Origin of the sequence: Brevibacterium sp. CT2-23B (assembly GCF_013168765.1) — a bacterium.
Classification (GTDB): Bacteria; Actinomycetota; Actinomycetes; order Actinomycetales; family Brevibacteriaceae; genus Brevibacterium; species Brevibacterium sediminis.
In genome coordinates, this window is record NZ_JABBYK010000004.1 from 251,522 (window position 1) to 276,828 (window position 25,307).

Below are 25,307 nucleotides of genomic sequence, written 5' to 3' on the forward strand. Positions count from 1 at the left end.
GTGAAACCCCTCGCCGAGGCGGCCGTGCCCGCCCGTGCACAGCCGCCTCGGTGACGGGGTTAGCACAGCGATAGAAGGAGCGGTGACCGATACGGTCACCGCTCCTTCTGCGTCGGGACGGGGAATCTGACCGGGAACCGCTCAGATGTGTCAGGACCACTACCGGCACATCATCGATGCCGACCTCGGCGACTTCGGCGGCGACCCGTACTTGGCGCCGTCCGTGTTCTTCGGCATCCTCCTCGCAGCACATGCTGTCGCGCACGCGACGCTGGCCATCATCAGCGGAGACGATCATCCCGACCACGCCGAGGCAGACCCGCACACTCCATGGCAACCAAAGTCGATCACCCGGTTCGTCCACGCTCCGCTGTCTCGGGTCCTCCTCGTCGGTCCGATCTGGGCGGTCTGCGCATTGGTCGCACTGTTCATCGGTCATACCTATGCTGCGGACCCCGGCTTGTCGGGAACCGTCTGGGGAGACCTCACCGGCAACCCGCTGTCCGCTCTGTCGACCGTGTTCCTCTGCTGGGCGACAACGAACATGTCCTTCGCCTGGTCGTCTCTTGCCGAAGCGTTCAATCGAGATCACCGGCCGGGCTCTCTCACGATTCTCACCTGCGGGCTCGGCCTGGGGTGTCTGACGGCCGGTCTCTTCGGCTTCTTCGGTCTCGCCACACTTCCAACAGTCATCGCGTTTCTGCTCGGCGTGGTCTGCCTCATCGTCTCGACTGCTCTTCTCATCCCGCTCAGGTGGTGGGCGATCAGACGAGTCGACCGTTTCGACTCCGGTGAACGGCCATCTGCCAGCAGTCGGCGAAGTCCCGGCCGGTCCGTTCAACCGCCCGAGGACGCCCTCCAGCCGGGAGAGCGGATCCTCACCAGCTACCTCGGTGAGACCCCGAGTTCCCGTGCAAACGGCGGCACCGCCGACCCGCAGATGTTGGTGCTGACCGACCGACGGATCTTCCGTGCCTCGATCATCGCACCTGGGCGCACGTTCGTTCTCGAGCAGGCCGAACCCGGTCAGTTGAGTGGGGGCGCATCGGAGCTTCGCACCAACCAGGTGATCACGACGGTGCTGTTCAATGGTCGACAGCCGATGAGCGTCACAGGAGGAACCGCGGAGGCATCCGGCCGTTTCGCCGAGGCGGTCACCGTCCTCGCGCGGACGGGTCGCCTTCCTCGCTGATCCGACGCGGCACTCCACATTCTCCCGTGACTCCGACGCAACGGATCCGGAACATCACAGCACCCACGGCTCGCAGAGTTCCTGCGAGGATGGAGGCATGACTAGGGACAGTCGCTCCAGGGGCAGTACTACTCTCGTGTTCGGGATCGGGTTCGCCGTTTTCGCCTCGATTGCCTTCTTCCTCGCCAATGCCGGTATCAACCCGATCAGCAATCACCGGTTCCGGGGAATCAACCCGGACCAGGCACCGGGCATCGGGATACTGGTTCTGTTCTTCTTCTCCGCCGTTGCCGCCTTCATCTGGCACGCCTTCGCGATGGACACCGGCAATCCCGGCACCGTCTGGGGCGACCTCACCACATCCCCGCTGCCGGCCTTCGCTCTGCTGTTCGGGCTGTGGGCCACCGCCAACCTCAGCCTCGCGCTCGGCGCGATCGCCGATGCCTTCCACCGCACACTTTGGGCGGTCTTCCTCGTCGTCTCGGTGCTCATCGTGATTCTGGCGATCACCATCGGCGTCATGGCCTCGAACATTCTCACCCTGTCAACTCCGGTGGCGCTGACGATGACGGCGATCTGCCTCATCGTCACCACAGCCGCCCTGATCCCGGCCCGCCTGTTCGCCGTCGCCCGAGCACGCGTCACCACCCGGATCGATGCTGCCCACGAAGCTCGTCTGCAGTCTCTGCTGATGGCCCTCGCCCCGGGCGAGCACCTCATGCTCCACTTCGCCGACCGTGAGAACCCTGCCGAACCGATCCTCGCCGCCACGAACCAGCGGCTCCTCCTGGCCGCACCCGCCAGCACCGGAACCGGACCCACACGACCGGGGCAGATCCGCATCCTCGACCAGGCCCATCCAGGACAGCTGCGCGGCGCCAGCACAGCATTCCGCCCGGCCGGGCACACCACCTCGGCGCACTTCCGGGACCGCCCGGACATGGAACTCGTCGGCGGGGACCCGAGCGAGGCAGACAAGTTCGCCGAGGCACTGACCTCTCTGGCCACGACCGGCCGTCTTCCGCAGGAGGAGGATACTTAAGCCATGGACCTCAGCCAGGTGGTCGCCCTCCTCACCGCCGGCGACCACACAATCTCCCGCGAGATCATCCAGCGCGGCTTCGGTGTCCTCTTCCTCATCGCCTTCGCCTCCGCGTTCAACCAGTTCCCGGCCCTGCTCGGCGAACGCGGACTCACTCCTGCCCCGCGGTTCATCGCTCTGACCTCGGCCCGACAGGCGCCGAGCCTCTTCCGCTGGAAGCGGTTTGCGTATTCGGACCGACGGCTGCGCCTCGTCTGCGTGATCGGAATGGTCCTGGCCGCCTCGGCGATCATCGGTCTGCCCCAAGCCGGGCCCGCATGGGTGCCCATCCCGGTGTTCCTCGCGATGTGGGCGCTGTACTTCTCGATCGTCTCGATCGGGCAGCGCTTCTACGGCTTCGGTTGGGAATCGCTGCTGCTCGAAGCCGGGTTCCTCATCGGGTTCCTCGGCTCTCACGAGGTGGCCCCGACTCTGCCGATGATCCTGCTGCTGCGCTGGTTCGTCATCCGCGTCGAATTCGGGGCGGGCATGATCAAAATGCGCGGGGACTCCTCGTGGCGGGACCTCACCGCGATGGACTATCACCATCAGACCCAGCCGATGCCGAACCCGCTCTCCCGCCGCGCCCACCTCATGCCCGGCTGGTGGCACAAGGCTGAGACCTTGGGCAGCCATATCGTCCAGCTCGCCGCGCCGTGGCTTCTGTTCCTGCCCCAGCCGATCGCATCGTTCGCCGCTGTCGCGATCATCATCACCCAACTCGCGCTCGTCATCAGCGGCAACTATGCGTGGCTGAATTGGGCGACGATCCTGCTCGCCTGCTCCGGAATCAGCGACACCTTCTTCCGGTGGATCGTCGGCGGCCCGTTCCCAGACTGGGGATGGAATGTCGGTGTGTTCACCGATCCCACCACCGAGGCGGCCGACTTCGTCGCTGTCCCCGATCCGGTCGAGACGCTGCCGGTCTGGTGGCTGATCATCGTCCTCGTATTCGTCGCGTGGCAGGCCTGGTTGAACGTGCCAGCTCTGCGCAATCTCTTCTCACCGAATCAGCTGATGAATGCGAGCTTCAATCGGCTCGGGCTCGGCAATGCCTATGGTGCTTTCGGGTCGATGACCGAGACCCGGAACGAGATCATCATCGAAGGGTGGATCGCACCCGAGGATGGCAGCGCCGATCGCGGCGCGGATGCGGGTGGCGACACTGACGGCGCGGCTGCTATCGACAACGGTTGGCGCGAGTATCGGTTCAAGGGCAAACCTGGTGACGTTCTTCGTCGCGGGCCGGTCGTCGCGCCCTATCACCTCAGGCTGGATTGGCTTATGTGGTTCGCCGCGCTCGGCGACTATCGGCAGACGTGGTTCACCGCACTGCTGCGCGCGATCGGCTCTGGAGATCCGCAGATCCGCAGACTGATGGGCCTCGACCCCTTCGACGGTGCTGCCCCGGACCTCATCCGTGTCCGCGTCTTCACCTACCGCTATGCCACCCGCACCGAACGGCAGGCGGCCACCGCTGCCGGAGAACCGAAACCGTGGTGGGTGCGCTCGGACCCGCGCATCCTCGTCCGGCCGATAGACTTGCGACAGAGCTGACCGACGATGCGCCCACTGAAGAACTGACCATCCATGAGTACCCACAAGCGGGCACTGTCCCACGGGCTGACCGGTGCACTCGCCCTCAGCGCCGTTGCGACTGTGGTGTTCTTCGTCGTCAACACCGGCCTGGCACACGCATCCAGCTCATCGGACGTCGTCATCGATGCTGCGGCGGCCGGACCGCTGACCTTCGCTTTCATCGGACTCATCACCTTCGTGGCGATCATCTTCTTCACAGGATCCGACCGCGGCGAAGGACTCGAATCCGAACTGAACGGAGTCCCACGCGGATCGCTCACGCTCTTCACCCGCGACCCGCTCATCGCTGTCACGAGCATCGGACCGCTGTTCGGGCTGTGCTTCAGTCTGGCTGCGCTCCTGTGGCACTCTTTCGCATCCGTAGCCGGTGCTCCTGGAACCGTATGGGGTGACTTCACGAGCTCGCCCCTGCCGTTCTTCGTTCTGTGCGCCGCAGCCATCGCCTCGACGAACTTCGGTCTGGCGATGGCTGGAATCACGGTGGCGGTGCGCAGCCGCACCGGCCTGGCGCTCTGGCTCGTGGCCGGCAACGTCATCCTCGGCATGGGGGCAGGGGCACTGTTCGCCTGGCTCTCTTTCGCGAACACGGTCATCGCCGCGGCAATCACCGTGCCGCTGGCAGCGGTCTCCGTCATCATTCTGCTCGGAGCCCGCCGGATGACCCTCAGCAGCGCCGGCGAGGAGAAGCTCTCCGCGCGAGCCCGCCGCCGTGGGCCGACCCCGCCGCCTTATGACGCCCTCGACCGGGATGAGCCCGTGTGGCTGAAGCTCGGCAACAGCAATCCGCGCGGTGCCGAATACCTCCTCGTCACACCTTCCCGCCTGATCCACACCCGCCCGACCACCTCAGGAAATACGGAGATCATCGACGAGGCGGCACCGAATCAGTTGGTCGGGGCGAGCACTCGAGTCGATCACGGGTATGCAACCGCCGTTGTGCAGTTCCGGGATCGACCGGCTTTCCGCCTGCACGGCACCGACCCCGAGGAGGCCGCCGAGTTCGCGCGCAGGCTCACCGTCCTCGCCCGGTCGGGGATCCTCCCCGACTGACGAGCCGCCTCGGCGAGGTGATTCTCCGTTCCACAAGGACACGTCGGTGACCTCGGAACTGCGAGCCGCCTCGGCGAAGGTCCATCGCAACACCACCCTCCACACTCCTCCGTCAGCGGAATGGACCGCCGTTCCGGCAGTGCCCAACGACTTGGCTTTCCTCAGCTCAGGGCATAAAGTTAACGTACCTTAACTTTTATTCGGGACCCCCGACGACAAGGAGCCCCTCGTGTCTGAGCACAGCAATTCCACCACCGCCGCCGACGCCGCATCTGCACCCGGAAACGCCCCCACCGGGCACCCGATTTCTCGCTCTCGTCGCGGACTCACTGCCGCCCTGGCCGCGGCCCTTCCCCTCGGTCTGGCCGCCTGCGGCAGCGCCGCGACGGCCGAGGACGCCGGCGACAAACCGGTCGTGCTCACGACCTTCACGGTGCTCGCCGATATTGCGGACAATGTCGCGGGCGAGCACCTCGAGGTCGAGTCGATCACGAAGGCCGGGGCCGAGATCCACGGCTACGAACCCACTCCCGGCGACATCCGCAAGGCTGCGAAGGCCGATCTCGTACTCGACAACGGGCTCAACCTCGAGCAGTGGTTCTCTCAGTTCGTCGACGAGGTCGACGTCCCTCACACCGTCGTCAGCGAGGGGGTCGACGAGCTCTCGATCACCGAGGACGCCTACGCCGGCAAACCCAACCCGCACGCCTGGATGAGCCCGCTCAACGTCCAGATCTACGCCGAGAACATGGCCCGCGCCTTCGCCGACCTCGACCCGGACCATGCCGATGACTTCACTGCCAACGCGAAGTACTACAGCGAACAGCTGCAGACGGTGCAGGACGACCTCGTCGAGGACCTCTCCACGCTGTCGAAGTCCCAACGGGCGCTGGTCACCTGCGAAGGAGCGTTCTCCTACCTCGCACGCGATGCCGGACTGAGGGAGAAGTACATCTGGCCGGTCAATGCCGAATCGCAGGCGACACCGGGCCAGATCACCTCGGCGATCGATTTCGTCGAGGACAACGATGTGCCCGCAGTCTTCTGCGAATCCACGGTCTCCCAGGCGCCGATGGATCGGGTCGTCGAAGCCACCGAGGCCGAATTCGGCGGCACGCTCTACGTCGATTCGCTGTCCGAGGCCGATGGCCCCGTGCCCACTTACCTCGACCTCATCCGCCACGACGCGCAGGTCATCGCCGAGGCCCTGACCGGGAGCGAATCGTGAGTTCCGTAGCTCCCGCTTCCGTGACCGAACAGACGAGCTCCACGGTCGGGCCGGCCGGCGATGCACCGCCGGCGATCACCGTCGACGAGGTGACCGTCCACTACGGGGACACGCTCGCTCTCGATCGCGCCTCCCTGACGCTCGAGCGGGGACGCATCTGCGGGCTGATCGGGATGAACGGCTCGGGCAAGTCGACCCTGTTCAAAACGATCATGGGCATCGTCGACCCCGACTCCGGGCGGGTGAGCATCGACGGCGGCCCGACACGGCGGGCCCGCAGGGCCGGAGCACTCGGCTATGTCCCTCAGAGCGAGGACGTCGACTGGGACTTCCCACTCTCGGTCCGCGATGTGGTGATGATGGGTCGCTATGGCCGCATGGGCCCGCTCCGGATGAGCCGAAGAGCCGATCGCGAGGCCGTCGAGAGCGCTCTGGACCGCGTCGAACTCACCGAGTTCGCCGACCGGCAGATCGGTCAGCTCTCGGGCGGGCAGAAGAAACGGGCCTTCGTCGCCCGCGGACTCGCGCAGGGGGCGACGATCCTGCTCCTCGATGAGCCTTTCGCCGGCGTCGACAAACGCAGCGAGGCGACAATCACCGGCCTGCTGAAGGAACTCGCCGAGGCGGGGGCGACGGTGCTCGTGTCCACTCACGACCTCAATGCGCTGCCCGCACTCGCCGACGAGGCGATCCTCCTGATGCGCCGCGTCCTCCTCCACGGCTCTCCCGCCGAGGTGCTCCGACCGGAGAATCTCGCCCGGGCGTTCGGCCTCGACCCGTCCGGTGCGAGCGAGACACCCCGGGACAGTGAGCGTCCCAACTCGGGCCGAGCCGACCGCATCGAAGGAGAGACGGCATGACTCTCATCGACTTCCTGCTCGAGCCCTTCGGTTTCGACTTCATGCTCCGCGCCTTGGCGACGACCCTCATCGCCTCGGTTGTGTGCGCCGTTCTCTCCTGTTGGCTGGTGCTCATCGGCTGGTCGCTCATGGGCGATGCCGTTTCGCATGCAGTACTGCCCGGAGTCGTTCTCGCCTATGTCGTCGGCGCGCCGTTCGCCCTCGGTGCGGTGGTCTTCGGATTCCTCGCAGTCGGACTCATCGGAGCCGTCCGCGATACCAGCCAGATCAAGGAGGATGCGGCGATCGGCATCGTCTTCACCTCGCTCTTCGCCCTGGGCCTCGTCCTCATCTCCGTCACCCCTTCGCACGTCGACTTCAACCACATCATCTTCGGCAACCTCCTTGGCGTCTCGCGTTCCGAACTGGTCCAGGTGGCCATCCTCGGGGTGATCGCCCTGCTTGTGCTCGCAGCCAAGAACCGCGATTTCACGCTCTATGCCTTCGACCCGACTCATGCACATGCGCTGGGGATCAATCCGCGCTTCCTCGGCGCCACCCTGCTCGGGCTGCTCGCCCTGACCTCCGTGGTCGCACTGCAGGCGGTCGGGGTCGTGCTCGTCGTGGCGATGCTCATCGTGCCCGGTGCGACCGCATACCTGCTCACGGACAGGTTTCAGCGGATGCTGCTCATCGCGCCTGCGATCTCGATTCTGTGCGCGGTGATCGGTCTCTATTCGAGCTACTACCTCGACACCGCTTCCGGAGGGATGGTGGTGCTTTCGCAGGGCGCGGTCTTCGCTCTCGTCTATCTCTTCGCTCCTCGACATGGACTCATCGGTCGTCGCTTGGCAGCGATGCGCCGTAAGCGCGCGAATACACGAGTCCGATCCGCATCGACCCAAGCCGGCCGCTCCGCCTCGGCGAAGGTCAGTCGACGCCGAGCGCGAGCAGAACGATGAGGACGACGTTGAGGACGATGATGAGCGCCGAGGCGGCCACGGCGATGAGCGTGATCCAGCGTGCGTTCGCGAATTCGCCCATGACGCGGCGGCTGCTCGTGAGCCTGACCAGGGGGATCATCGCAAACGGGATGCCGAGGCTGAGCACGACCTGGCTGAGCACGAGCGCCCAGGTCGGGTCGACGCCGATGGCGAGAACGATGAGCGCGGGGATCATCGTGAACGCGCGCTGCCACACGATCGGGATGTTCACCCGCAGCAGGCCCTGCATGATCGAGGCGCCCGCATAGGATCCGACGGCGCTCGAGGCCAGCCCCGAGGCGAGGAGTCCGATGCCGAAGAAGAGGCCGACGACCTCGCCGAGGTTGGCCGCGACGACCGCGTGGGCACCTTCGATGGTGTCGGTGCCGGTCTGGCCGCGCAGCGCTGCGGCGGCCAGCAGCAGCATCGCGATGTTCACGGATCCGGCGACGACGAGGGAGAGCACGACATCCCAGCGGCTGGCGCGTAGCAGCTGCCCGGTCGAGGCGGTCGCATTGTCACGATGACGATCGACCGACAACGCCGAATGGAGGTAGATCGCGTGGGGCATGACGGTAGCGCCGAGCATGCTCGCGGCCAGCACCACGGAGTTCGTGCCTTCGAGCCGTGGCACGATTCCACTTGCGGCTTGCCCCCAATTCACATCCCCGACGAACAGGCCTGCTAGAAAGCCGATGGCGATGATGACCAGGAATCCGATGATGACGAATTCGAAGGGACGCTGACCGCGAGTGGATTGGATCGACAGCAGGAACAGCGACACCACCCCGACGATGAGTCCGCCGAGCAGGAGCGGCAAGTCGAAGAGGATCTTCAGTGCGATCGCGCCGCCGATGACTTCGGCGAGATCGGTGGCGATGGCGACGACCTCGGCCTGCCCCCAGTATGCGAGGCGGGACCTCTTCCGAAGGCGATCACCGAGGAGGCTCGGCAACGACTGCCCGGAGACGAGTCCGAGCTTCGAGGACAGGTATTGGACGAGAACGGCGATGAGGTTCGCGGCCACGAGCACCCAGACGAGAAGGTATCCGTACTCCGCGCCGGCGGTGAGGTTGGCCGCGACGTTGCCCGGATCGACATACGCGATGGCGGCGACGAAGGCCGGGCCGAGGAGGACTGCGGTGGAGATCTTCTTCCGGCCGTGCTTCTTCCGCCCACGCTCACGGGTGCGCACCGATGCAGAGGGTTCGACGTTCATAAAGTTAAGGTACATAAACTTTCCTGTTGAGAGCAACACGACACAGGGCCTGGAAAGTGAACACGGAAGGACCTAAGGTTCGAGCATGGCCAGTGAACACGTTCAGCTGAGGTCCGGCAAGCGCCGACAGACCGAGGATCGGATAGTCAGTGCCGCAGCCGAGCTGCTCCTCGAGCACGGCTTCAAGGCCACGACCATCCGGGCGATCGCCAAGGCCGCGGAGGTGTCGGTGGGCCGAGTGATGGCGGTCGGCGACAAGGACGCCATCCTCGTCCGGTGCTTCGATCGGTGGATCGGTCAGCTGCAGGACGGGACCTACACGTCACCGCCTCGGCGAGCGAGCCTGTCGGAGCGCGGGAGTCTCTCGGAGCGAGGGAGCTCGACGGCCGCAGGTTCGGTCGGGATGAGGGCCTGCGCTGGGGCAAGCCCCAGGGACACGGGCCCGTCCCGACCATCCTCGGCGGTGCAGCGTCATCTGCTCGAACTCTTCTTGCCCTTCCTCGAGTTCTTCGCCGAACACGAGGACCTGTCACGGGACTACGCTGCGGCGATGATGCGGGTCAAGGGCGAACCCGAGGTATTCAACACCCTCGCCGCGGATCTGCAGAGCCGCCTGAGCGAATCGCTGGTCTCGATCGGGATCAACGAGGACCATGCGCGGGCCAGCGCCGCAGCACTCTACGACTCATACCTGGGCATCCTCTTCCGGTGGGCGGCGACGACGATGAGTCTCGACGACGCCGTCGAGGCGATGCTGGCCAGCATCGTCTTCCACACTCGCGTTCGGAGTTCGCTGTGAGGGGTTCACGATGATCCTGCTGCCCGATCCGATCTGGCCGGTCGTCGTCCTCGCGGTCATCGTCTTCGGCGACGGCCTGCTCACCTTTCGACCGCCGCAGGCGATCGCCGCCTGCCTCGATGGCGTCGGCTTCCCGCGGGAGTGGTGGTGGGTACTCGCGGTGGTGAAGTTCCTCGCCGCAGCTGGCCTGGTGGCAGGGATCTGGATTCCCGGATTCGGCGCGGCGGCCACGGCGGGCCTCGTCGTCTACTTCCTCTGCGCCGCGGCCGCTCATCTGCGGGCCGGCTATATCGGCCGGGATTTCTGGCTGAATTGCCTGGGCATGCTCGTCGTCAGCCTCGCCGTGCTCATCTTCTGTTTCGTCGTATAAGCGCCCGCTTACTGCACGCCGTAGTCCATGTCTCAGTCCGGAGAATTCTTCGCCACATCCCGCACCTCGATCCTGTTTTGGCCTAGAGTCGAAGTACGGCACCGGCGCCATCGCGGTGCCGAGCCGTCCGGCAGAGTTGCAGAACTGCTCGGTGTTGGTGCCGAGCCACCCGGCAGAGGAGTGTGGACATGCCCGAATATGCCGACAGCAGTCGCACGCGCGACGAGACTCCCCACGAACGCCACGAACGATGGGCCTGGATCCACGAGACAGCCTCGATGACAGGCTGGAACTTCTCCCCGCTGGCCGGACGCCTCGTCGCCGATGATCCGCCGTGGGACTTCGACCAGATCTGCCTCGACGCAATGGCCGAGTCGAGCAGCTGCCTCGACATGGGCACGGGAGGCGGCGAGCGCCTCAGCGAACTCATCGATCGCCTCGAGGAGGCCCGGCCTCCCGGCGAACCCTCGCCGACGATCTCCGCGACCGAGGGGTGGGAGCCCAACGTCCCCTTGGCTGCCTCGATGCTGGAGGACTACGGCGTCGAGGTCACCCGGTACGACAGCGATCACCACCCGGAGATGCCGTGGGACGACGGTGAGTTCGACCTTGTGATGAACCGCCACGAAAGCTATGACCTCGCCGAGGTGGCCCGCGTGCTCTCCCCGGGCGGACTGTTCCTCACCCAGCAGGTCGACGGCACGGAGGCTCAGGAGTTCCGCGATCTCTTCGGCGGCGGGGTGGGCGATCTGCGCCAGCAGCTCGAACCGCGCATCAGCGACGTCGAGAGTGAGGGACTGGCGATCGAGGCGGCCCGCAAGTGGCAGGGCACGATGCGCTTCACCGACGTCGAGGCGGTCATCGAGTACCTCGCCTATATTCCGTGGGATGTCCCCGGGTTCACCGTCAGGTCCAACCTCGATGTCCTCAGACGCTTAGCCGAGTCGAGTGAGCCGATTTCGGTCACACAGAAGCGGTTCCTCATCGTCGCCCGCAAGCCCTGAACCCCGAATCTGGGTCACAAACGGAGGTTCCTCGCGCCCGAAAGTATCCGTTTGTGACCTGAATTCGCGGCTACTGGCCGGGCTCGGCCCGCAGGGAGGTTTTCCCGACCTCGCTCTTGGGATAGCAGGATGGGGCGCAGCCGGTCCTTGTCGATAGCGTCGAAGCATGACTTCGACGGACTTCTCGTACCCTCAGCCCACCGATGATGAGCTCGCGGCACAGCAGCCTCGAGTCCCGACTCCTCCTGCCCAACCCATCTATGCCTCCCCGCATCCCGACGATCTTGCCGATGCTTATGGCTCCGCTGCGGCCCGAATGGACGGTGCCGCCTCGGCGAAGTCGCCGACGCTGGGCAAGGTGGCCGTGGCGCTCTCGATCGTCGCCATGGTCCTCAGCCTGGCCGCCTCGGTGATCCTGAGCGCCACCGTCGGGCCTTCGGAGGCAGCATCCGGCTACTATTTCACGGACACCCCGGACTGGTATCAGACCCTGGCGACCGTGCTCGTCGGCGTCCAGGGCCTGTGCACCTGCGCGGGAGTCACAGCCATCATCCTGGGCATCACGGCCGCGGTCACCGGGCGGGGCCGAACACCCGGCGTCATCGCCATCGCAATCGCAGCGATCGCCCCGTTCGTCTCTTTCGGCACCTTCGTCGTCCTCAGCTTCCTCGCCGCCTGAGCCTCCCCCGACTCCGTCGAAAAACGGGCTGAGTGTCGAGAAACGGGTGCGTACATGCGTTTCTCGACACTCAGCCCGTTTTTCGGCGATCTGTCCGAATTCCGAACCGCTTATTGACACCGCCCCTCCCTCGATGCACGATTGAACAAATCGATTTGGCCGCTGTATTTCAGGCCGATCACGATGTGCATCGAGGAGCAGTGCCATGCCCGCAACACCCGATCCGGACCACACCGGCAGCACAGTCGGCAACGACGCCGACGCCGCCGCCGACACAACGCCATCCGCGGACGCTACCACTTCCGGCAAGGCCGTCCACCCCGTCGATCAGCTGCGGCCGATCCGCAATCTCATTCCGTTCGCCATCCAGCACGTGCTCGTCATGGTGGCGACCCCGATCTCGTCGGTATTCCTCATCGCCACCGCACTGGGGCTGGACGCGCAGACCACCTCGGCGGTGCTGTCGGCGGTCTTCGTCTTCTCCGGTCTCGGGTCGATCCTGCAGTCGGTGGGTGTGTGGAAGATCGGCGTGCGACTGCCGTTCGTCATGCTCCCGGGCGGGGCCGCGACGATCCTGTTCATCACGATCGCGCAGGGCACCGATGTCGAGACCGCGGTCGGAGCAGTGCTGCTCACGGGAGTCTTCTACATCCTCGCGGTGACGCTGTTCGTCAAGGTGCTCAAGTTCTTCCCGCCGCTGGTCATCGGCATCATGGTCATCGTCATCGGCATCAACCTCGTTCAGGTCACCGGCAAACTCATGGTCGGCGAACCGGACTCACCGGACTTCGGCGACCCGCAGAACCTGCTGCTCGGCCTCATCACCATCCTCATCACCATCGTGTGCTTCCGGTTCTTCCGCGGAATGCTCGGCAAACTCTCTGTGGCCGTCGGGCTCGTCGGCGGCACCATCGTCGGCGCGTTCATGGGCGCGACCGACTTCTCCGGTCAGACCGACGGACCGCTGTTCGCCGTGCCGACTCTCTTCCCTTTCGGTTCGCCGAAGTTCGATCTCATCGCCGCGATCCCCATGCTGCTGTGGGCGCTCGCATCGATGGCCGAGGCGACCGGACAGACGATCATCAACGGCGAGATCGTCGGCAGGAAGGTCGAACCGCACCGCGCGGTCCCCCGCCTCATCCGCTCCGACGGCATCATCACCATCCTCGGCGGCCTCTTCGGCACCCCTGCGATGGTCACGAGCGGCGAGAACGTCGGAATCGTGCGCGCCTCCGGTGTGCGCAGCCGCTACGTCACCGCGATCGCCGGAATCCTCCTCATCCTCATCGGACTCAGTCCCGTCGCCCGCATACTCAACGGTGTACCTTCGGCCGTCGTCGGCGGTACCGCTGTGGTCGTCTTCGCCATCATCGCCGTCCTCGGCATCCAGATGCTCGCGAAGATCGACTTCAATCAGACGGGCAACCTCATCACCGCGACCGTCGGCCTGGCCGCGGGCCTCATGCCGGTGCTCCTTCCCGGAATGTACTCGAAGCTGCCGCAGACGGCATCGTCCCTGCTGGGAAGCGGTGTCGCCATGGCCGCGTTCGTCTCGGTGCTGCTCAACCTGCTCTTCCACCACACCGGCAAGCGCAACCGTCACCCGAAGGCCCGGACTCCGATCGCCGACCCGAGCAAGCTCGACCAGAGACCTGCCGACTACCGGATCTGAGGTTCGGCCGGTGGCCGGATCTGAGGTTCGACGCGGCACCGTACCACTGGCCCGAGAGTCAGGCTCCGTCCTTGCTCCGGTCCGGCGGATGGCCGGCCGTCGATTCCCTGACGACGAGAACAGGACCGGATGAACCCGCCGAGGCCGCCGACCCTGATTCGTTCGTCGCGGCGGGTTTCGCGTCGCCTCCGTCCCGGGCGACGGATTCCGTGCTGCCGTCCAGGACAACGGTCGCATTCGATGAATGATCACCGTCGAGAACGGTGACGAGCATCTCGACCGCCGCGCCCGAGATCGCCTCGAGCCCGAGGTCGACCGCGGTCAGCGGCGGATGGCTCGTGCGTGCACGCAGACCGTCATAGCGGGTGGCGATGAGCAGGTCCTCTCCGACCGTTCGGCCGAATTCCTGAGCGGCCCTCACCGCGCCGGTGGCGAAGGTGTCGATGGGCGCGAGCACCGCATCGATGTCCGGGTGCGCGGCCAACAGCTCCTCGGCGGCGGCGAAGGCTCCGTCTTCTCCGGAGGTCTCATCCGCCTCGGCGATCAGCTGCGTGAAACCGCGGGCGGCTGCGGTCTCGGCATAGACCTCGCGGGCCGCGATCTGTGCTCCGCGCAGGCTGCGGCTGACCAGCAGCGCCGGCTGTGTGGCTCCCTCGCCGAGGAGATGATTGAGCAACAGCTGAGCAGTCGCCCGGTGGTGGAGGTCGATGCTCCACTTGCTGGCGGCTCCGGTCGAAGCTGTCGATGCACGCGCCGGACCTGCCTCGTCAGAGGTCAGGGCGTCGTCGCCAGCTCCCGAACTCGGTCCGTCGATCGTGACGTAGGGGATGGCACGGTCACGCAGCGCCTCGGCGAGGGGATCATCGGCGGTGGGCTCCAGGAGGATCGCACCATCGATGTCGAGCAGATCGACGGGGTCAGCCGCCTCGGTGGGTGGAGCGAGGACGAAGACGTAGCCTTCGAGCAGAGCGGTCCGCGCACATCCCATGGCCAGTTCGGTGAAGAAGCCCAGCTGAGACGGCCCGGCGGATACTGCCGCGGGCATCGAGGACAACAGGGCGAGGGTCTGCGACTTGCCCGAGCGCAGACTGCGGGCACGGGCGCTGGGCCGATAGTTCAGCCGCTCGGCGACCTCTTTGACCTTGGCCCGGGTGGCGGCGTTGACCTTGCCCTGACCGCTGAGCGCATGGGAGACAGTCGTCCGCGACACTCCGGCCTCACGCGCCACATCGGCGATCGTGACGCGGTGCGCGCGCGGGAAGTCAGACATGGAATCAGCCTACTTCACTGCGTGGCGCCGACGAGGGCACAGCTGCACAGGAGGTTCGCTGCCCGAAAATAGGTCGCAACCGGACAATTCTCGCGCTTGAAGGTATCCGATTGCGACCTAGGTTTGCAGCCCAAGATTCCGTTTGCGTCCACTCCTCGCCGCACCTGGCACTCGCCGCCCTCACGCCTGAACGATGACGATGATGCCGGAGACGATCGCAAAGCCGAGGACGATATAGCGCAGCACCGGCCCGTCGAGGCGGTGGTGGACATATCGGGAGAGGAACGAACCGACCGCGAGGAACGGCAGCATCCACGCGGTCGTGACCATCGTGTCCGCCGAGACCTGCCCGCTGAAGGCGAGCACGATGAGGGAGATGATCTCTCCGACGAGGAAGCACACCGCCACCGTCGAGCGCAGCTCCGGGCCGGGACTGTGCTGATAGGCCAGCGCGTAGGGCGGGCCGCCGATGCCCGTCGAGGTCTCCGTGACTCCGGTGACGAGCCCGACCGTCGCGAGCACCGGCTTGTTCGGCGTGAACTTCGGTGCCAGCAGCGCGACGACCGCGGCGATGAGCGTCGACCAGCCGATGAGCAGCGCGAGCTGGTGCAGGTTGACGATGACGAGGATCCACAGACCCGCGAATGTGCCCGCGAACCGTCCGACGCTGATCCATTTCACGCCGGTCCAGTCGATGTGCTCACGCTCGCGCGCGGCGATGTAGAGATTGAGCGGAATCATCAGCACGAGCAACATCACCGGGATGAGGCTCGGGTCGATGAACGTCACGACGGGCGCGAGGATCATCGCGAACCCCATCCCCGTCGACCCCTGCACGAACGCAGAGACGAGGACGACCGCGGCGATGATCGCAAAGGCGAGCATCGACATCAGAAGTCATCCCTCGCCGAGGTGGGGCCGCTGTTCCGCGGTGCGTTCGCCGAGGTGGGGCTGCCGTTCCACGGTGCGTTCACCGAGGCGGTCCCACCGTTCCACGGCGTGTTGGCCGGGGCGGTCCCGTGCTCGGCCATCCACCGTGCCCGGTGGTCGGCCGCGTTCGGGTCGATGCGGGTGATCGGGGAGTTCTCCACCACCCGTCGGGAGACGTCTTTCGCACGCTCGAGGAATTCGCGGCCGTCCCAGTCGACGGGCCAACCGCCCTCGAGGCGCAGTTTGCCGTCGACGATGACCGCTTCGATCTGGTCACGGTTGGCCAGTCGGACGAGTTCCCACGGCACATCCCAGGAAGGCACGAACTCCGGAGTGTCGATATTGAGCACGAGCAGGTCGGCACGGGCACCGGGTGAGATCTCCCCGATCTGCCCGCCGAGTCCGACGGCGTCGGCACCGCCGCGCAGGCCCTGTTCGAGCCAGGTCCAGCCGCCGCCGGCTGACGAGTCGATGACGTCCATTCCGCCGGTGAGCCGCTGCGCGGTCTCGGCGGCGTCAAGGAGGCGGAAGGCATCCGAGCGGGTGCCGTCAGTGCCGAGTCCGATGCGCATTCCGAGTTCGTGCATGAGCAGTGCGGGCGCCACGGCATTGCCCTTCCAGGAGCTGGCGACCGGGTTGTAGGCGATTGCGCCGCCGGAGTCGCGGAGCAGTCGGATCTCCCGCGGGGTCAGGAGAGTGGCGTGTGCGGCGAGCAGCTCGGGACCGAGCGCACCGAGGCGGGCCAGTCTTTCGAGCGGACGCTCACCACCGGAAATGAGGGAGCGCTCGACGGCGACGATGTGCTCGTTGAGGTGGGTTTGGAACGGCACACCGGCCTCCCGGGCAAGGCGTGTGATCGCCACGAGCGCCTCGTCGGAGGCGACCTCGGGGATGGACACGGCCAGGGACGGGTGGACGAGGGACTCGGCGTCCCACCTGCTCAGGTGGCGTTCTGCGGCGGCGACCACCTCGGCGACGGTCGAGGTACGCACTCCTCCACCGAGGTCGTTGCAGATGACCCCGAGCACGCAGCGCAGGCCGATCTCGGCGGTGATATCGGAGATCGCGGAGACGTCGACGCTCGAACGGGTGCCGGCGTCGGTGACGGTGGTGAAGCCGCCGCGCAGGGATTCCCAGGCGGCCAGGCGGGTGGCGACGTCGATGGCTTCGGCGTCCATGTTCGACTCCATGGGCACCCAGACGCGCTGGAAGATCTCGGAGGGTTCGCCGAAGACGAGGGATTTTCCGAAGGTCTGGGTGAGGTGGTGGTGGGCGTCGATGAAGCCGGGCATGAGCAGGCGTCCGGGCAGGTCGATGCGGACAGGTTCGGCGGGCGCCCGGTCGGCGCTCGGAATCGGGTCGGCGGCGTTCGCGTCGGTCAGCAGCGATCGGGCCTGGGCGTCCACCTCGGCGAGGGGGCCGACAGCGAGGATCCGGCCGTCGTCGACGAGCACCGCGTGGCCGGTCTGCGCGCCTTCGGGAAGGAGGACCTTCTCCGGGACGAGCAGTGTCGGGGCTTGGTGGAGGCTGCGCAGCTGAGTCATCGGGTCCTTCGGGCTTCGAGGGCAGAGCCAAATCGATTTGGCTAGGTTCAGTCTACGGTTGTCGGGCGGGCTGGGTCAACGATTTTCCGGGGCCCATCGCCGATTAGAATGTGGGGATGACGACCTTGCCGCTCACCCCCGCCTCGGCGGATCATGGGCACCTGCACTGCGGGTATTTCGAGCGCGGGGAGTGCCGTTCCTGCGCGCTCATCGAAACACACTACGGGCAGCAGATCGCCGACAAGGAAGCTTGGTGCCGCAAAGTCCTCGCCGAGGCTGCTCCGCGGGTGTGGCTGCCGACCTTCGCCGGTGGATTACGGGACTTCAGGAATCGGGCGAAGCTCGCCGTCGGTGGGTCAGCCGGGAATGTCACCTTGGGCATCCTCGATCAGGAGTTCCACGGTGTCGATCTGCGTGACTGTGGGATTCAGGCCCCGGCGATCCGGGCGGTGATCCCGGTGCTTGCGGACTTCCTCGATGCTACCGGACTCGAGCCTTATGATGTTGCTGCTCGCCGCGGGGAGTTGAAGTTCGTCCATGTCACGGCGGCACCTTCGGGTGAGCTGATGATTCGTTTCGTCGTCCGCACTCAGCACGGGCTGGACGTGCTGCGATCGCGGAAGGGTCGGCTCTTCGAAGTCATCCCCAATGCGTCCGTGGTGTCGGTGAATCTGCTGCCCGAGCACAAGGCCGTGCTCGAGGGCAGCCGCGAAGAGATGCTGCGCGGCGAATCGCTGCGGATGAACCTCGATCGGGTCGATCTCCATCTGCGGCCGCAGTCTTTCTTCCAGACGAATACCGCTGTCGCCATCGGGCTCTACAACCAAGTGGCCGAGTGGGTGGACGCTGTCGAGGCTTCGAGCCTGTGGGATCTGTACTGCGGCGTCGGAGGGTTCGCGCTCTACTGCGCTTCCCCTGCGCGACGGGTCACCGGGGTCGAGGTCAGCGAACAGGCGATCGAGTCGGCGAAGGTCAGCGCCGCCGAACTCGGCATCGAAGCTCGGTTCCTCGCCGGCGATGCCACGGGGTTCGCCAAGGAGAACCTGAGCACGGACGAACGGCCGGACTGCGTGATCGTCAATCCGCCTCGGCGGGGGATCGGTGCACGACTGTCGGCAGCGTTGGAGAACTCCGGTGTCGAGCACATCGTCTACTCGAGCTGCAATCCCGTGTCCCTGGCGAAGGATCTCGCGCGGATGCCCGCCTACGAGGTGGCTCAGGCCCGGATCTTCGACATGTTCCCGCACACGAAGCACCTCGAGGCCGCGGTCCTCCTCCAGCGGCGGTGAACAACCACGTGCCCGCGCCGATCGCTCGGGCTACCGCCGACCGCTCGCCTTGACTCGGCCTGCACTCGCCCACCGCTCGACATACCGCCCAGCGCACGCCGCATAACTCGGTACAGCGACGGTAACTCGAGCGGTCGGCGACGTCGGACGTTCGCGAAAACTGTTCCGCTTCGACCCCTGGGGTTGTATGCTCGGTGGCGATGACCGGACAGGCGAACAGCCGCTCACGGATCGGTAACCCGGTCGACAGTTGAGCCGCAGAGGTCGCGAGCGCTCTGCTCGCGGCCCTCCCCATGACGAAGCCATTTTCACAATTGTCAGTTCTCCCTGCCCGAAAACAATCTCGGGCGATCAGCGAACCACCACTCATTCGAAAAGGACTTCATCATGTCAGCAACCTTCAACCACACCATCATCGCCGCAGCGGATCCGGTCGCCTCGGCGCAGTTCTATGTCGATATCCTCGAGGCCGAACACACCGAATCCTGGGGACCGTTCGCCAACATCATGCTCTCCGACGGAGTCATGCTCCAATTCGCCACTCCCCCACCGGGATATGACATTCTGCCCGTGCACATGGCCTTCCTCTGCACTGACGACCATTTCGACCGAGCCGTTGACCTGCTCAAACAGCGCGGCCTCGATTTCTGGGCAGACCCACAGCGCACTCGCCCGCAGGAGACGAACACCGAACACGGGGGTCGCGGAGTGTATTTCCTCGACCCGTCGGGAATGTATCTCGAGCTCATCACTCGCCCCTACCTCTGACTGCCCCTGACACTCACCGACCGCTCGAGTCAGCACCCACCGCTCGAGTCAGCACCCACCGCTCGCCGCATGACTCGGTCCAGCGACGGCAACATGAGCGGTCGCCGTGACCCAGCAGCGTCAATGCTCCACCGCGAGAAGACTCACACTCTGCCGTTTCTGCCCTCACACATGCGGTGATTCGGCGACGAGCGCATAGACTCGTCAGTCGCACGGCCCCACGAACGACCCAGTTCGCGGGGCCTGTTGTGTAATCTGCCGATCCCGACCGACCCGACGATCGCTCATGCCTGCCGCCGAGGCGGCCACGAGCGCGGAGACCACGATGACGATGCTGAACTCACCCTCCCCCGAACCCGCCAGCAACACTGCAGGCGGTTCCGACCGCTCCACGGCGTCCACCTCCTCGGGCGGGTCGGACGACCCTCCCCCTGCCCCCGGGGCCGGCCCTGCCGCCGGAGCCGGACCCGAGGCAGGGACAGAGTCCGAGCCTGCTCCGGGCACCACACAGACCGCACCCGTCGCGGCCCCACATTCCAACCGGGTCGGGACAGTCTTCATATGCTCGGTCATCGCCGTCATCGCCTTCATGGTGTGGGCAACGATCGCCCCCGATGCCCTGTCGGACATCATGACGCGGGCGATGACGACGGTGTCCACCGGATTCGGCTGGATCTATCTCGTCGTTCCCTTCGCCGCGATCGCGATGCTCGTGTGGTTCGCAGCCAGCCGCTTCGGTCGCCTCCGCCTCGGCTCATCCGATTCCCGCCCCGAATACCGCACGATCACCTGGCTGGCGATGATCCTCGCTGCCGTGATGGGGATCGGCCTGGTCAGCTACGGGGTAGCCGAGCCGATGTCCCACTTCATGACCCCGCCCCACGGACTGGCGGAACCGGAGACCATGGACGCGGCGATTCGCGCGATGCAGTTCTCCTACCTCGACTGGGGCTTCCAAGCCTGGGCGATCTTCGGCGTCTTCGGACTGGCCATCGGCTATTCCACCCACCGAAAGGGCCGGCCAGCACTCGTGTCCACGATGCTGCGCCCCGTCCTCGGCCGCTTCGTCGACGGCTGGGTCGGCAGCTTCATCGACATCCTCACCATCATCGCCACACTCTTCGGCACGACGACGTCCCTGGGACTCGGTGCCTCGCAGATCGGCGAGGGCCTCAACACCGTCCTCGGCATCGACTCCACCATCATCGGCCAGATCATCGTCATCACCGTGCTCACCCTCCTCTTCACCGGTTCGGCACTGACCGGAGTGAGCCGCGGCATCAAGTACATCTCCCAGATCACGCTGACCATGGCGACCCTGCTCGGGCTCTTCGTCTTCATCACCGGACCCAGCGGTTTCGTCTCCAACCTGTTCGTCCGCTCCATCGGCGCCTTCGCCGGAGACTTCGTCGAGCTCAACTTCATGACCCCGACCAGTGCCGAGGACAGCGAATGGATGCTCGGCTGGACTTATTTCATGATGGCGTGGTGGCTGTCCTGGAGCGCCTTCGTCGGCATCTTCCTGGCCAAGATCTCGAAGGGCCGCACCATCCGGGAGTTCGTCGCCGGCGTCCTGCTCGTGCCCAGCGCCGTGTTCTTCATCTGGTTCACCGTCATGGGCGGTTCGGCGATCAAGTTCGACATCGATGGGGCCAGGATCGGTGAGGCCACTCAGAACAACCTCGACACCGCTTTCTTCAGCCTCCTCGACCAGCTGCCGCTGTCCATGCTCGCTTCGGTCTTCACGATCGTCATGGTCATCCTGTTCTTCGTCTCCTCCGCGGACTCGAACACCTTCGTCCTCAGCTCGCTGTCCTCACAGGGATCCTTCGCGCCCCGGCGTCCGGTGATCGCGACCTGGGGGTTCCTCACCGGCGGCTGCGCGGTGGTCCTGCTCCTCGTGGGCGGACTGCAGGCCCTGCAGCAGGCGGCGATGCTCTCGGCGGTGCCGTTCACCGTCATCGTGGTCGTCCTCGGCATCGCCCTGATAAAGGAACTGCGCAGCGATCACCAGATCGTCGAGGAGGTCGCGCGCGAGCGACGAGTGCTCGGACTCTGACGCTCGATCCGATCACACCGACCGCTCACGTTACCGTCCACCGCTCACCGCATAACTCAGTACAGCGACGGCAACGCGAGCGGTCGGCGAGGATTGTCAGCTCCGGCAGCCCAAGGAGGTGGCGTGACCAGAACTGAGCACCGTCACCGCAGCTTGGCGGTCACCTCGGCGGCGGCAGCCTTGACCCGGTCGACCACAGGACCGGTGTCCTCGGGCAGGGTCTCGGTGACGAAGGAGAGGCCGATTGCCGCGATCGGGCGACCCAGCACATCGAACACCGGTGCCGCGAGCGTCGAGATCCCCGGCGTGACTTCGCCGTGTTCGATCGCGCTGCCGGTCCGTCGTTCCTGGGCGAGCACGGCGTTGAGCGCCTTCACCGAGGTCGGGCCCTTGCCTGTGCGCGTGACGAACTCGGTTTCGGACTGCAGCATCGCCAGCACCTCGGACTTCGGCAGCTGGGCGAGGATCGCCCGGCCGGTCGCCGTGAGGTAGCTCGGCATGCGCACACCGGTGGCGGTGATGACCGCGACGGATTTGAGCGACTGCTCCTTGAGCACGTACTCCGTCTCCCAGCCGCGGATGACCGCCAGCTGCGCGGTCGTAGCGGTATCCTCGGCGAGCTGACGGACGATCGGCTGCGCCAACCGCTGCAGGGGATTCGTCCGCAGGTAGGACGCCCCGAGCTCGTGCACACCGGCTCCGAGCACATACCCGGATTCGGTGCGCGCCACGAGCCCGAGCTCCTCGAGCACGGCGAGGATGTCATACGCACTCGACCGCGGAATCTCCAGCGACCTGACCAGGGCACCGGCCGTGATCGACCGATTCGACGAGGCCATATGCCGCAGGATCGCGATCGCCCGCCGCAGTGCCGGAACCTCAGCCACGACTCAGCCCTCCATCTCCAAGACCGCGAAGGCCCGAGAGTAGAGCTCGGCGATTTCGCCGAGTTCGGTGTGCACTCCGTCGCGCACGCGGACTTGGCCGCCGCTGACGGTCAGATGCACGTCCGCCGAGGTGGCCGTGAGGATGATCTGCTCGTCCAGTGATCCCATGGTGCGCATGCTGTCGGTGCGCAGAGCCACGAAGTCGCACGCCTTCCCGACCTCGAGCGCGCCGACGGGAAGGTCGAGGCTGCGCGCCCCGCCTTCGGTGAGTGCCGTGATGAGTTCGGCCGGGGAGAACCGTCCACGCTGACCCGACCGCAGCCGCTCCCCCGCCTCGAGCCCCTGGGTCTCGCGCAGGGCGTCGAGGACGACGTGTTGGTCGGAGCCGAGGGAGATCACCGCTCCGGCGTCGGCGAGTTCACGGGCCGGTCCGATGCCGTCGGCGAGGTCCGCCTCGGTGCAGGGGCACATGACGATCGTCGATCGGGACCCGCCGAGGATCGCGATGTCCTCCTCGCTCAGGTGAGTGGCGTGGACGGCCGAGAGCCGGTCGTCGACGACGCCCGAGCGGGCGAGCACCTCGGTCGGGCTGGCTCCGTAAGCCGCTTGTGAGGCGTCATTTTCGGCCGGCTGCTCGGACAGGTGCACGTGCACGGGGCCGGACAGTTCGGCGAAGCGAGGCAGGTTTGCGGCTGGGACCGCGCGGATCGAATGGATCGCCGCACCCACGTGAACGAAGCTCTCACCTGGAGCCTTGACGGGGAATTCGTCGGCAAAGGTGTCGATCAGGCCGGTGTGCCGGTCCATGTACCCGTCGATCGTGCCGTCGCCGAAACGGGCCTGTTCGGCCGAGAGTTCGGAGTCGATGGCGCCGGTGAGGTAGCAGGTGTCGAGCAGTCGGATGCGGATCCCCGCCGAGGCGGCCGCCCGTGCCAGCGCTCGTTCCATCGCGTGGGCACGGAGTTCGGCATCGTCATTCGCGTCGCTCGCGTCCCCGCGGGGACGTTCGGTGTGTTCGTCCGCCTCGGCGACCGGATCCGCCGCGTCCCCGCGGGGACGATCGGCGCCGTAGGGCGTTCCGTCCTGAGCGTGGTGGACGTAGTGGAACTCCCCCACCGAGGTGTAGCCGCCGGCGAGCATCTCTGCGAAGACAGAGCGTGCCACGGTCTCGTACGACTGGGGGTCGAGTTTCGCGGCGACGGAGTACATGACTTCGCGCCAGGTCCAGAAGGTGCCGCCGTCGCCGTGGGTGCGTCCGCGCAGCATCCGGTGGAAGGCATGCGAGTGCGCGTTGACTCCACCGGGCAGGACAAACCCGTGCACCGCCTCGGCGTCGGAGGGGGCGGCGTCGATTCCGGTCTCGACCGCGGTGAGCGTTCCGGTGTCATCGGCACTCAGCAGCACCCCGTGGGCGACGGCTCCGTCGACCCAGGCGGATTCGCACCAGTAACGGGTGCTCATCGTGCACCTCCGTTCGTCGGACCTCCGGCACTGCCGTCAGCAATGGCGTGTTCGATGCCGAGTTCGCGGGCGAGCACGTTGACGAGCGCGTCGACTCCGGCCCTCTGGTCGTCGACCTCGCAGGCCTCTTCGGGAGCGTGCGAGACGCCGGTCGGGTTGCGGACGTAGAGCATCGCCGCCGGCACATGGGGTGCGAGGATTCCGGCATCGTGTCCGGCGCCCGAGGGCAGCAGCGGAGCGTCCGGCAGCACCGAGGTCAGGCGCGAGTTGAGGTCGGCGGTGAAGTGGGTCGTCGGCGAGTAGGACTCCTGCGAGATGGTCACCTCGACACCGGAATCGGCGCCGTGGTCCTTCGCACGTCGGCTGATCGCTTCGAGCACCTGTTTGACGACGGCATCGTCAGAGTGGCGGATGTCGAGCCAGAAGCTCATGGACGAGGCGATGACGTTCGTCCCGCCCGGGTGGATGAGGGTACGGCCCACGGTCGCCACGGCGCTCGCGTCAGTGGCGGCCGCTAGGGTCGGGATATCCCCGATCACGCGGGAGGCCGCGACCACCGGGTCGGCGCGATGACTCATCGGAGTCGTGCCGGCGTGGTTGCCCTGACCGGAGAAGGCGAAGTGCCAGCGCCCGTGACCGATGATCGAGGAGCCGATGGCGACGGCCTGATCGGTGTTGATCAGACCGACGCCCTGTTCGACATGGAGTTCGATGAAGGAACCGATTCCGGCCAGCCGAGACTGGTCACGCCCGATCCGATCCGGGTCGAGGCCATAGCCACGGGCGACGTCGGCGAAGGTGTCACCGGCGGCGTCCTTGAGGCCGAGCGCGCGGTCAACGTCGATGGCGCCGGTGAGCAGCCGCGAGCCGAGGCAGGCGACACCGAAGCGTGAGCCTTCCTCTTCGGGGAACACTGCCAGAGCGAAGGGCCGGGTGGACTGGTCGAGTGCGCCGGAAGCCTTGAGCACGTCGAAGGCCGCCAGCGCCGAGGCGACGCCGAGGGGGCCGTCGAACTCGCCGCCGCCGGGCACGGAGTCGAGGTGGGAACCGGTGACGACGGCGTTCGCACCCTGCGGGGTGGCCCATGCCCACGTGATTCCGTTGGCGTCGATCTCCGTGTCGAGGCCGCGGCGGTCCGCCTCGGCGAGGAACCACTCACGCAGCTCCCGTTCGGTGGCCGAGAATCCGGGCCGCTGGTAGCCCGGCCCGCGGGTGTCGCGGCCGTTGTCCTCGATCTGGCTCAGCAGCGAGACGACATCGCTCATTGTCAGTTCACTCCGTTCGAAATCGGTCGGGTCCGGTGATGTGTCGGAGCCGTGGTCGGCCGGCCCTGGCATCAGAGGCCCGACGGTCGGGTCCGGTGCGGACGAGCCGCGGGGCGGGA

Annotated in this window: 22 protein-coding genes; 15 read left to right on the plus strand and 7 right to left on the minus strand. The window is 66.3% G+C overall.

Annotated elements, in window-relative coordinates:
- Positions 1–145: 145 nt before the first annotated feature.
- From HIM68_RS12130 to HIM68_RS12160, 7 genes are all read left to right on the plus strand, one after another.
- Positions 146–1,192 (plus strand): hypothetical protein, encoded by a 1,047-nt coding sequence (locus HIM68_RS12130; protein WP_172172505.1) that lies wholly within the window; start codon positions 146–148, stop codon positions 1,190–1,192.
- Between the two features lie 97 nt (positions 1,193–1,289).
- Entirely contained in the window at positions 1,290–2,234 is a 945-nt protein-coding gene (locus HIM68_RS12135) for a hypothetical protein (protein ID WP_172172507.1), read from the plus strand.
- Positions 2,235–2,237: 3 nt separating this feature from the next.
- On the plus strand, positions 2,238–3,830 hold the full coding sequence (locus HIM68_RS12140; RefSeq protein ID WP_172172509.1) for a lipase maturation factor family protein: 1,593 nt from the start codon (positions 2,238–2,240) through the stop codon (positions 3,828–3,830).
- A 33-nt stretch (positions 3,831–3,863) separates the two neighbouring features.
- Positions 3,864–4,922, plus strand: coding sequence for a hypothetical protein (locus tag HIM68_RS12145; RefSeq protein WP_172172511.1), 1,059 nt, complete (start codon positions 3,864–3,866; stop codon positions 4,920–4,922).
- A 304-nt stretch (positions 4,923–5,226) separates the two neighbouring features.
- Positions 5,227–6,150, plus strand: coding sequence for a metal ABC transporter substrate-binding protein (locus HIM68_RS12150; RefSeq protein ID WP_172172813.1), 924 nt, complete (start codon positions 5,227–5,229; stop codon positions 6,148–6,150).
- 20 nt (positions 6,151–6,170) lie between these two features.
- Complete coding sequence (locus HIM68_RS12155; RefSeq protein ID WP_172172815.1) at positions 6,171–7,010, plus strand: metal ABC transporter ATP-binding protein; 840 nt, start codon at positions 6,171–6,173, stop codon at positions 7,008–7,010.
- Positions 7,007–7,951: a metal ABC transporter permease gene (locus HIM68_RS12160; protein ID WP_172172513.1), complete on the plus strand. Its 945-nt coding sequence runs from the start codon at positions 7,007–7,009 to the stop codon at positions 7,949–7,951. The genes HIM68_RS12155 and HIM68_RS12160 overlap by 4 nt, the downstream gene beginning before the upstream one ends.
- Here HIM68_RS12160 and HIM68_RS12165 read toward each other — a convergent pair.
- Entirely contained in the window at positions 7,920–9,191 is a 1,272-nt protein-coding gene (locus tag HIM68_RS12165) for an Nramp family divalent metal transporter (protein WP_253903927.1), read from the minus strand. The two genes, HIM68_RS12160 and HIM68_RS12165, sit on opposite strands and share 32 nt — an antisense overlap.
- Positions 9,192–9,276: 85 nt before the next feature.
- On the opposite strand from HIM68_RS12165, the gene HIM68_RS12170 reads away from it, so the two are divergent.
- From HIM68_RS12170 to HIM68_RS12190, 5 genes are all read left to right on the plus strand, one after another.
- A complete protein-coding gene (locus tag HIM68_RS12170) occupies positions 9,277–9,990 on the plus strand; it encodes a TetR/AcrR family transcriptional regulator (RefSeq protein WP_172172517.1) in 714 nt (237 codons plus the stop codon).
- 10 nt (positions 9,991–10,000) lie between these two features.
- Entirely contained in the window at positions 10,001–10,360 is a 360-nt protein-coding gene (locus tag HIM68_RS12175; RefSeq protein ID WP_172172519.1) for a DoxX family protein, read from the plus strand.
- 188 nt (positions 10,361–10,548) lie between these two features.
- On the plus strand, positions 10,549–11,364 hold the full coding sequence (locus HIM68_RS12180; protein WP_172172521.1) for a class I SAM-dependent methyltransferase: 816 nt from the start codon (positions 10,549–10,551) through the stop codon (positions 11,362–11,364).
- Between the two features lie 166 nt (positions 11,365–11,530).
- Entirely contained in the window at positions 11,531–12,043 is a 513-nt protein-coding gene (locus HIM68_RS12185) for a hypothetical protein (RefSeq protein ID WP_172172523.1), read from the plus strand.
- Positions 12,044–12,248: 205 nt separating this feature from the next.
- On the plus strand, positions 12,249–13,715 hold the full coding sequence (locus HIM68_RS12190; protein ID WP_172172525.1) for a uracil-xanthine permease family protein: 1,467 nt from the start codon (positions 12,249–12,251) through the stop codon (positions 13,713–13,715).
- Positions 13,716–13,773: 58 nt separating this feature from the next.
- On the opposite strand, the gene HIM68_RS12195 is transcribed toward HIM68_RS12190, so the two are convergent.
- The 3 genes from HIM68_RS12195 to HIM68_RS12205 all read right to left on the minus strand — a co-directional run bounded on the left by HIM68_RS12195 (position 13,774) and on the right by HIM68_RS12205 (position 17,459).
- On the minus strand, positions 13,774–14,985 hold the full coding sequence (locus tag HIM68_RS12195; protein WP_172172527.1) for a LacI family DNA-binding transcriptional regulator: 1,212 nt from the start codon (positions 14,983–14,985) through the stop codon (positions 13,774–13,776).
- Between the two features lie 180 nt (positions 14,986–15,165).
- Complete coding sequence (locus HIM68_RS12200; protein ID WP_172172529.1) at positions 15,166–15,876, minus strand: sulfite exporter TauE/SafE family protein; 711 nt, start codon at positions 15,874–15,876, stop codon at positions 15,166–15,168.
- On the minus strand, positions 15,876–17,459 hold the full coding sequence (locus HIM68_RS12205; protein WP_172172531.1) for an amidohydrolase family protein: 1,584 nt from the start codon (positions 17,457–17,459) through the stop codon (positions 15,876–15,878). Before HIM68_RS12205 ends, HIM68_RS12200 begins: the two co-directional genes overlap by 1 nt.
- Positions 17,460–17,575: 116 nt before the next feature.
- On the opposite strand from HIM68_RS12205, the gene HIM68_RS12210 reads away from it, so the two are divergent.
- From HIM68_RS12210 to HIM68_RS12220, 3 genes are all read left to right on the plus strand, one after another.
- A complete protein-coding gene (locus HIM68_RS12210; RefSeq protein WP_172172533.1) occupies positions 17,576–18,748 on the plus strand; it encodes a methyltransferase domain-containing protein in 1,173 nt (390 codons plus the stop codon).
- Positions 18,749–19,135: 387 nt separating this feature from the next.
- Entirely contained in the window at positions 19,136–19,516 is a 381-nt protein-coding gene (locus HIM68_RS12215; protein WP_139906695.1) for a VOC family protein, read from the plus strand.
- A 286-nt stretch (positions 19,517–19,802) separates the two neighbouring features.
- Entirely contained in the window at positions 19,803–21,575 is a 1,773-nt protein-coding gene (locus HIM68_RS12220) for a BCCT family transporter (protein WP_253903928.1), read from the plus strand.
- Positions 21,576–21,718: 143 nt separating this feature from the next.
- Here HIM68_RS12220 and HIM68_RS12225 read toward each other — a convergent pair whose 3' ends face one another.
- From HIM68_RS12225 to HIM68_RS12235, 3 genes are read right to left on the minus strand one after another with little or no spacing between them, the layout of a single operon-like run.
- Positions 21,719–22,462, minus strand: a complete 744-nt coding sequence (locus HIM68_RS12225; protein ID WP_139469441.1) for an IclR family transcriptional regulator — start codon at positions 22,460–22,462, stop codon at positions 21,719–21,721.
- Positions 22,463–22,465: 3 nt separating this feature from the next.
- Entirely contained in the window at positions 22,466–23,923 is a 1,458-nt protein-coding gene (locus HIM68_RS12230) for an amidohydrolase family protein (RefSeq protein WP_172172535.1), read from the minus strand.
- Positions 23,920–25,188: an allantoate amidohydrolase gene (locus tag HIM68_RS12235; RefSeq protein ID WP_172172537.1), complete on the minus strand. Its 1,269-nt coding sequence runs from the start codon at positions 25,186–25,188 to the stop codon at positions 23,920–23,922. Before HIM68_RS12235 ends, HIM68_RS12230 begins: the two co-directional genes overlap by 4 nt.
- Positions 25,189–25,307: the final 119 nt, after the last annotated feature.